This window comes from Nocardia sp. NPDC002869, assembly GCF_046764065.1.
GTDB classification, from domain to species: Bacteria; Actinomycetota; Actinomycetes; order Mycobacteriales; family Mycobacteriaceae; genus Nocardia; species Nocardia rhamnosiphila.
Genome location: NZ_JBKOOL010000056.1, coordinates 22,808 through 31,309 on the forward strand (window position 1 = coordinate 22,808; position 8,502 = coordinate 31,309).

Here is an 8,502-nt window from a genome sequence, read left to right on the forward strand (position 1 = left end):
CAGGTTGATGACGACGACTGCCGGTGATCACCGCAGCAGGGCTCGGTAGTCGATTCGACACGCGCCCGGGACTGCCGCCACGGTACATCGGACGGCCTCCCGGCTCATGCGCTCCCTCGGTCGAAGCGATTGCAATCCGCTGGCAGAGATTCACCGTGATCGCACCCTCTCCCGGGGAAGGGCGAACACTCGGCAACATGATACCGACCGGCATCGAAGTCCGCAGCGAAAACCGTGACCGAGCCGGCCGCGGTTGTGGTGACCCATACCGGGAGCCACCGTGGCCTGCCCGTTCGCCACTCGGATCGCGGGCGCGGTACGACAAGCTCGGTTCGCCCAACCGGGTGCCCCGGCGCCGGTGTCGTTCCCCGGCCGGGATGGGTGATTTCCGGGCTCTCAGCCGACGTCGCGGCGCAGCCAGGTGACCTCGGCGCCCTCGCTGCCGGTCCGGTAGACCTCCAGGTCCTCGTCCCAGGCCGTCCCCAGCGCCCGGTCCAGTTCGCCGGCCAGATCGAACCCGGCGTACCGGCCCAGTTCACGATCGGCCTGCAACAGGACCCGCAGGCGCATCTCCCCCACCATCACATCCCCGTTGGCGCTGGTGGAGCCGTGCCAGAGGCCCAGCGACGGCACGAAACTGTACCGCTCCCCGTCGACCCCCTCGCTGGGATCCTCGGTCACCTCGAAACGCAGGACCGGCCAGGAACGTAGCGACTGCGCGATACGGGACGCGGTACCGGCCGGGCCGACCCATTCGGTCGTTGCCCGGAGTTGGCCGGGGGCGGCGGGTTGTGCCGTCCAGCGCAGCGAGGCCGGAGCCCCGAGAGCGGCCGCGAGCGCCCATTCGATATGCGGGCACAGCGCGGCGGGCGACGAGTGGATGTACACCACACCCGCAGTTGTCTCCGCGTATCGGAACGATCCGCGCACCACGTACACCTCCGGTTTCGACGATGCTCGTCTTCCCCAACGGGTCCGTCGACAAGGCGTTGCCCGAGTGTACTCGAGTGCCCGGTGTTACACGTGTTACTTCACTTCCGTGTTGCGCGCGAGTGTTGCCTCCGCGATGACCGAATCACTGAACGGAGGCCATACTTCGCGCGACCAGTCGCCGAAATTCTCGTCACTCAAGGCCACACATGCCACGGCGTGGCGCGGATCCACCCACAGGAACGTCCCGGACTGCCCGAAATGACCGAAGGTCTCGGGCGAGTTGGTGGCCCCGGTCCAGTGCGGCGACTTCCCGTCCTTGATCTCGAAGCCCAGGCCCCAATCGTTGGGCCGCTGCGAGCCGAAACCCGGCAGGACACCGTCGATGCCCGGGAACTGGACGCTGGTGGCTTCCGCGAGGGTCTGCGCCGAGATCAGGCGCGGTTCGAGAAGTTCGGCGGCGAAACGCAACAGGTCGGCGAGGGTCGAATTCGCGCCGTGCCCGGCCGAGCCGGTCAATTCCGAATCGACCATGCCCAGCGGTTCGAAGACGCCCTCGCGCAGATACTCCGGGAAAGGAATACCGGTGTGTTCGGCGACCGCGTCGGCCAGCAGTTCGAAACCGGCGCTCGAATAGATCCGTTTGGCTCCGGGACGGGCCAGGATATCGGTGGTGTCGAAGGCCACGCCGGAGGTGTGGGCCAGCAGGTGCCGGACGGTCGCGCCGGGCGGCCCGGCGGGCTGATCGAGTTCGATCGCCCCCTCCTCCACGGCGACCAGCACCGCGTAGGCGGCCAGGGGTTTGGTGACCGAAGCCAGGCGGTAGACCCGGTCCGTTTCACCGGCCGACCAGCGCCCGTCCCGGGTGATCACACCCGCCGCGGCATGCCTGACCGGCCATTCCTGGATCTGCTCGAGTGCGCGCACACCCCGAGGTTACGAGACCGTACCGGGGCCGCGGAACCCGGCCGAGCAGTTACCGGAAAGCAGTGGAAAACCGCCGCGCGCCCGCGTTCGGCCAGGGTATCGCAAATGCGCTGCGGCGGAGCGGATCACCAGGTCGTACGCGTCGGCGGGCGGCGTGGACCAGTTCGTCCCTCCCCGGCCGCGGCGCCGCCCGGCGGGGTACATCAGGTGGGAAATCAGAGCGACGCAGCGGACGAGCACCGGGTGGGCCGGTGAGGGGTCGGCCCACCCGGGAACGCGCGGGTACGCTCGCCGATCAGCGGTCGGCGTCGGTGTACTTGATGATGCCGCGGATGTTCTTGCCGTCCAGCATGTCCTTGTAGCCCTGGTTCACGTCCTCCAGGGAGTAGCTCCGGGTGACCATATCGTCCAGGTTCAGCTGGCCGGCCTTGTACATGGACAGCAGGCGCGGAATGTCCTGGCGGGCGTTGCCGCCACCGAAGATGCAGCCCTTGACCGTCTTCTGCAGCATGCAGAGCAGGAAGTTGTTCATCTTCACGTCGGCGGCGTCCATCCGCCCCATGGAGGTGACGACCAGGGTGCCCGCCTTCGCGGTGAGGATCAGGCCCTCTTCGATGTATTCGCCCTGCATCTCACCCATGGTGAGAATGACCTTGTCGGCCATCCGGCCCTCGGTGGCCTCCATCAGCGGCATGATCGCCTCGGCCATACTGGCGTAGGTGTGGGTGGCGCCGAACTTCTTGGCCTGCTCCAGTTTCCACGGGTTCGGGTCGATGGCGACGACCTTCTGCGCCCCGGAGAGCACCGCGCCCTGTAGCGCGCTCATCCCGACACCGCCGATGCCGACGATGGCCGCGGTATCGCCGGGCATCACATTGGCGACATGGGTGGAGGAGCCGAATCCGGTGGGCACACCGCAGCCGACCAGGCAGGCGACCTCGAACGGGATCTCGGGGTCGATTTTGACCACCGAGCTGTAGTGCACCGTCATATACGGCGAGAACGTGCCGAGCAGGCACATCGGGATGACATCCTTGCCGCGGGCCTGGATGCGGTAGCTGCCATCGCTGATGGACTGCCCGGACAGCAGGCCCATGCCGAGATCACAGAGGGCCATGTTCCCCGATACGCACGCCGGACAGCGGCCACAGGCGGGGATGAACGACAGCACCACGTGATCGCCGACGGCCAGGTCGGGCGGGGTGCCGGGGCCCAGTTTGGTGATGACGCCCGCGCCTTCGTGGCCGCCCATGGCCGGGAACGACGGCATCGGGGTGGCACCGGTGACCATATGGTGGTCCGAATGGCACATTCCGGCGGTTTCCAGCTGGATCTGCACCTCACCGGCGCGGGGGTCACCGAGTTCGATTTCCTCGACCGACCACGGTTCGTCGATCCCCCACAGGATCGCGCCCTTCGTCTTCATTCGTGTCCGACCTCTCGCATGCGCGGGCTTTCATGTGACGGCCTCCACACTACGATACGAACTGGAACACGTTCTAGTGGTTTGGCGAAGATTTTCCCGGCAGAACTGGTCGGCCGACCATTGCACGGCGCCGGCGAGGGAAAACCCACCGCCGGCCGTCGGCCGAGCAACTCCCGAATCGTCCGCTTCCACCACCGATACCTGCGGGGTGCCGCCTACGGACAGTCCCGCCGCGATACTGCCCGGCGCGGGCCGGGGGAAGCGCCGGCGCACGCCGGACGCGTCGAATTAATGAAACCTGTTCTCACTCCATGAGTCCGCGCGCCCGCGCGAAGAGTTCGAGCGTGTTCGCATGCAGGAACTCACCGACCTGCTTCGGCGCCTTACCCGCGAAGGACCGCGCGTACGTACCCTCGAGCACGATGCCGAGTTTGAAGCAGGCCAGCACCGTGTACCACGTGACCGCGCTCAGGTCCCGATCGGAGAACTTGCCGTAGTGCTCGACCATCTCCGCGCTTGTCGGCAGTGAACCGGCCTCGCCGAGCTTGCCGATCAGCGCCGCCCCGGAGGTGCCCGGTTCGGGCCGGGTCGCGATCTGCCAGCCGAGATCCAGCAGCGGATCGCCGATGGTCGACATCTCCCAGTCGACCAGGGCCGCGACCTCGGGCCGCTCGTAGGAGAACATGATGTTCGCGAGATGGCAGTCGCCGTGCAGGATGCCGGGGGTCCATTCGGCCGGACGGTGGCGTTCCAGCCAGTCCGCCACCGCGTCCAGGCCCGGGATCCGCGGGCCGGGGTATCCCTCGTTGGCCGAGTACGACTCCAGTTCGTGGGTCCAGCGGCCGACCTGCCGTTCCAGGAACCCTTCGGGTTTGCCGTAATCGTCCAGGGCCAGCGCCCGGTAGTCCAGCGCGCCCAGCTGGGCGATGGCCTCCACCGCCGACAGGCCCATCTGCCGGCGGGCCTCCGGGTCCTCGGCGAAGGGGGCGGGTAGCTCGGTCTGCGGGTTGAAGCCCTCGATCGGCTCCATCAGGTAGAAGACCGCGCCCAGCACCGATTCGTCGGGTTCGGCGGCGATCACCCGCGGGGCGCGGACATCGGTATCGGCCAGCGCGCCCAGCAGTCGCGCCTCCCGCCGGATGACCTCGTTGCTCTTCGGGCGCAGATGCGCCGGGCCCCGGCGCAGCACGTACTCGCGCCCGCCCCGGGTGAAACGCAGCATGATGTTCTGTGTGCCGCCGCCGAGCGCCTTCACCTCCTGGAACTCACCGCCGGTGAGCCCCCGCTCGTCCATCCAGTTCCCGACGACGGTGAAGTCGACGTGCTCACGATCCACGCCTACCGGCTGCGCAACAGACATGCCTGACATTGTGCCCCACCCGGCCGGATGAACTGCAGGCAACCGACAACAGTTTGATACCCGCCCGCGGCGTAGGGTTCGGGCCACGATGTCTTTCTCCGTGACCCTCCAGCACCGCGTACTCGAGCGGGCCGTCGACACCGAGGCCGCCTTCCTGCGGTTGTACGGCGCCTCGCCCGCCGCCTTCTGGCTCGACAGCGAACACGTGGAACCGGGCATGGATCGCTTCTCGTTCCTCGGCGACGCCTCCGGCCCGCTGGCCGAGGTGATCGGCTACCGGGTCGGCAGCGGTACGGTCACCGTCCGAACCGCCGACGGTGTCCGCGAAGTCCGGGGCACCATCCTGGATCATCTGGCCGAAGCGCTGCGGACCAGGCCGGTCCCGCTGCCGGAAGACTTCCCGTTCGATTTCGCGGGGGGCTACGTGGGATACCTGGGTTACGAGGTCAAGGCCGATTGCGGCGGGTCCGCGGCGCACCGCGCCCCGGCGCCCGACGCCCAATGGATCTTCGCCGACCGGGTGGTGGTCGTCGACCATCTCGCCGGCCGCACATATCTGCTCGCACTGGCCGACGATTCCGGCCGCGCCGCGGCCCGGACCTGGCTGCGCACCACCGCGGCCATCCTGGAGACACTGCCGACCTGGTCGAACCCGCCCCCGATCACCACGGCGGGCGAAACCGCCGGTCTGGAGGAACACCTGGTCCGCGGCCGGGCGCGCTACCTGCGCGATATCGCCGACTGCCGGGCCGCGCTGCGGGCCGGTGAATCGTACGAGATCACGCTGACCGACCAGCTCGTCTTTCCCGCCACATCCGGCGGACTCGATGTCTACCGCGCGCTGCGCCGGGCCAATCCCGCGCCCTACTCGGCCTACCTGCGGTTCGGCGATCTGGAGATCGCCTGCTCGTCCCCCGAACGCTTTCTGAAGATCACCCGTGATCGGACGGTCGAGACGAAACCGATCAAGGGCACCGCCCGCCGCGACCCCGACCCGGTCGTGGACGAACGACTGCGCCGCGCGCTGACCGAGGACCCGAAGACCCGGGCCGAGAACGTGATGATCGTGGACCTGCTGCGCAACGATCTGGGCCGGGTCTGCGAGATGGGCAGTGTCCGGGTGCGCGAACTGCTGGTCACCGAAACCTATTCGACCCTGCACCAGCTGGTTTCGACCGTGCGCGGCATCCTGCGCGCCGATACGGGGGTCGTCGACTGCCTGCGCGCCTGCTTCCCGGGAGGTTCCATGACGGGGGCGCCCAAGATCCGCACCATGCAGATCATCGACACCCTCGAAACCCGGGCGCGCGGGGTGTATTCGGGGACGATCGGTTTCCTGGGACTCGGGGGTACGGCCGACCTCAATATCGTCATCCGCACCGCGGTGCGCTACGGCGGGACCTGGCAGATCGGCGCCGGCGGAGCCATCGTGCTGGACTCGGTGGCCGACGCGGAATACGACGAGATGCTGCTCAAGGCCGCGGCGGTGTACCGGGCCCTGGCCCCCGGGCCGGTCGGCGCCGCCGCGCCGGCCACCGAGGTCACCGCGGCCGGATGAGCGCCGCGGGCGGCCGAGAAGTATTGCGGGCCATCGGAAACGAGCGACCCGATCCGGCGAACAGCGCGACAATGGAGCGATGGCACAGCTCTGGGTGAGAACACATGGTGGGGACTGGCTTCGGGCCGACCAGATCATCGAGATCGGCACGGAATCGGTGCGTGAACGCGGCCCACACGACGGTCCGGGCGGCGTCGACGTCGTGGCCCGGCTGGCGGTGGCGACCGGTAACGGGCAATGGGACTACGACCGGGGCAGCGGCACCGTCGGACCGAGTGTCCGGGTCCTCGGACGGTACCCCAGCGGGGAGGCCGCCGAACGGATCGCCGACCAGCTGGTACTGATCCTGCTCAGTGCGAACAAGAACGCGCAGATCACCTTCGACGACGCCGAGGTGCAGGTACGGCCCGTCCACGATCGCACCGCCCACGACACCCCCTACAACGGCCGGGCGCTCGACTCGGCCTGAGCGTTCAGGGCCGGCGCCGGGACCGTTTCTTCGGTTCGGGTTCCGGTTCCGGGGGTTCGGCCGCGGTGAATCCGGCCATCCGGCCGAGCCGGCCGACACCGGGCAACCGGGCCAGCGCGCCGAACAGATCCTCCCCCAGTGCGATCATCGCCTCCAGCCGCGGCAGCAACCGGTCGTAGGCGGCGAACGCGGGGTCGGCGAGAGCCAGGGTGCGGTCGAGCCGGTCGATCGTCGCATTGAGCCGGTCGATGGCACTGGACAGGTTCTCCAGCACATCGGGCAGTTGCGCGGCGAGCTGCGCGGACGCCGGGGGCAGCCGTACCGCGGCGTCGAAGGCCTGGCCGGCGGTCAGCTGGGCGGCCTCCAGCGCCTGGCCGGCCGCGGACTGCGCGGCGTCCACCGCGGTCTGCGCGGCGGCGAGCACATCGGCGGGTGTGGGGACCCGCCGGGCGCCCGGCCGCTTGTCCCGCGGCTGCCCCGGATCGGCCATGCGACAACTCTGCCGCATCGATGACGAAAACCGCTACGACCTGCACACCTGCGGGCGTGTCGGCGGCACATGGCATAGTTCGACAACGATGGAACTGAGCAAGGGCGCCAATACGCCGATACCGACATCGCTTCTGGCCGTGGTGATTTCCTGGCGGTCGGACCATACGGTGGACGCGCACGCCCTGCTGCTGGGTCGCGACGGGTCGGTGCGCGGCGACCGGGATCTGGTCTTCTACAACGCACCCCGCCATATCTCCCAGGCCGTCACCCTCGACCAGGACCCCGATCCGGGCACGGCGCGGCTGAGCGTTTCGCTGCCGCGCACGGAGGCCGAGGTGGACCGCATCGTGGTGTCGGGCTCGCTCGAGGAGGCGACCTTCACCGAACTCGGCGAGGTCACCCTCACGGTCTTCGCGGTAGACGGCCCGGTCGCGGTGTTCACCCTCGACGATTCGGAATCGGTCTCGGCCATGATGTTCGGCGAGTTCTACCGCCGGGACGACGGCTGGCGGTTCCGGGCCGTCGGACAGGGCTGGGCCGCCGGCATGGCGGGCTTGATCACCGAGTTCGGCATTCAGGTCGACGAAGGTCCCGCGGCACGACAGGCCACCCCGCCGGCGCGCCGCGACGAGAGCCCGGTCCGCACGGCGGCCGAGGACGCCACGGAGCTACTGCGACCGGCCGCGTCCCCGGCCGGGGACCGGAGTACCGCGGTCCTCGACCGCCCCGCCGATCCCGGGCCTCACCGCACCGGTGTCGCGGCCGACGACCCGGCCGGTGACCGGGCGGCCTCCCATGGCCCCGGCCGGACCATCGCCGCCGGCGACGGCGCCCGCACCGCATCCCCCGGAACGCATCCGGGCAACGTCCACTACCGCCTCGACGAGAACCCGCCCGCGGCTCCCGCCGCGCCCTGGGACCGTTTCGCCGAGCCGCAGCCCACCCGGCAGCTCCCCGGCACGGTCACGCTGCGCCGGCTCGCCACCACCGAGCCGGTACGCCTGCCCCCGCCTCCCGGCTCCGACCGCGCCGACTGGTACCGCGACCCCGAGGATCCCGCCCGCCTGCGCTGGTGGGACGGGGAACGCTGGACCACCGACCGGCGTCCGGCCGCGCGACCGCACGCCCACGACTGCGGCCGCTGCGGCGCGCGCCGGCGGCGCCGCGTCTTCGGCGGTCACCATCCGTGCTCGTCCTGCGCGGCGGAGACCGAAGAATTCCTCATCCACTGGCACACCCGGGCGGCCCGGTCGCTCACCTCGTCCGGGGCGCGCGGCCCCGGCTGGGGGGCACTGTGGGCTTACCACATCGGAAGAGCACACCGCAGAAAACCAGACACA

At 69.5% G+C, this 8,502-nt stretch carries 8 protein-coding genes; 3 read left to right on the forward strand and 5 right to left on the reverse strand.

Going from position 1 to position 8,502, the window contains the following annotated elements:
• Positions 1 to 396 precede the first annotated feature (396 nt).
• The 4 genes from ACLML9_RS13170 to ACLML9_RS13185 all read right to left on the reverse strand — a co-directional run bounded on the left by ACLML9_RS13170 (position 397) and on the right by ACLML9_RS13185 (position 4,652).
• Positions 397 to 930, reverse strand: a complete 534-nt coding sequence (locus ACLML9_RS13170; protein ID WP_411945782.1) for a DUF3145 domain-containing protein — start codon at positions 928 to 930, stop codon at positions 397 to 399.
• A 96-nt stretch (positions 931 to 1,026) separates the two neighbouring features.
• A complete protein-coding gene (locus ACLML9_RS13175) occupies positions 1,027 to 1,857 on the reverse strand; it encodes a serine hydrolase domain-containing protein (RefSeq protein ID WP_411945783.1) in 831 nt (276 codons plus the stop codon).
• A 295-nt stretch (positions 1,858 to 2,152) separates the two neighbouring features.
• Complete coding sequence (locus tag ACLML9_RS13180; RefSeq protein ID WP_039823507.1) at positions 2,153 to 3,283, reverse strand: NDMA-dependent alcohol dehydrogenase; 1,131 nt, start codon at positions 3,281 to 3,283, stop codon at positions 2,153 to 2,155.
• A gap of 304 nt (positions 3,284 to 3,587) precedes the next feature.
• On the reverse strand, positions 3,588 to 4,652 hold the full coding sequence (locus ACLML9_RS13185) for a phosphotransferase family protein (protein ID WP_411945784.1): 1,065 nt from the start codon (positions 4,650 to 4,652) through the stop codon (positions 3,588 to 3,590).
• A 79-nt stretch (positions 4,653 to 4,731) separates the two neighbouring features.
• Between ACLML9_RS13185 and pabB the strand changes: the two genes are divergently transcribed.
• Both pabB and ACLML9_RS13195 read left to right on the forward strand, forming a co-directional pair.
• A complete protein-coding gene (gene pabB / locus ACLML9_RS13190; protein WP_411945785.1) occupies positions 4,732 to 6,201 on the forward strand; it encodes an aminodeoxychorismate synthase component I in 1,470 nt (489 codons plus the stop codon).
• A 79-nt stretch (positions 6,202 to 6,280) separates the two neighbouring features.
• Positions 6,281 to 6,670: a hypothetical protein gene (locus ACLML9_RS13195; RefSeq protein WP_265806688.1), complete on the forward strand. Its 390-nt coding sequence runs from the start codon at positions 6,281 to 6,283 to the stop codon at positions 6,668 to 6,670.
• Between the two features lie 4 nt (positions 6,671 to 6,674).
• Here the strand turns inward: ACLML9_RS13195 and ACLML9_RS13200 are convergent, their stop codons facing one another.
• Entirely contained in the window at positions 6,675 to 7,160 is a 486-nt protein-coding gene (locus ACLML9_RS13200; protein WP_411945786.1) for a hypothetical protein, read from the reverse strand.
• 88 nt (positions 7,161 to 7,248) lie between these two features.
• On the opposite strand from ACLML9_RS13200, the gene ACLML9_RS13205 reads away from it, so the two are divergent.
• The coding region (locus ACLML9_RS13205) for a TerD family protein (RefSeq protein WP_411945787.1) at positions 7,249 to 8,502 on the forward strand (1,254 nt) is incomplete at its 3' end.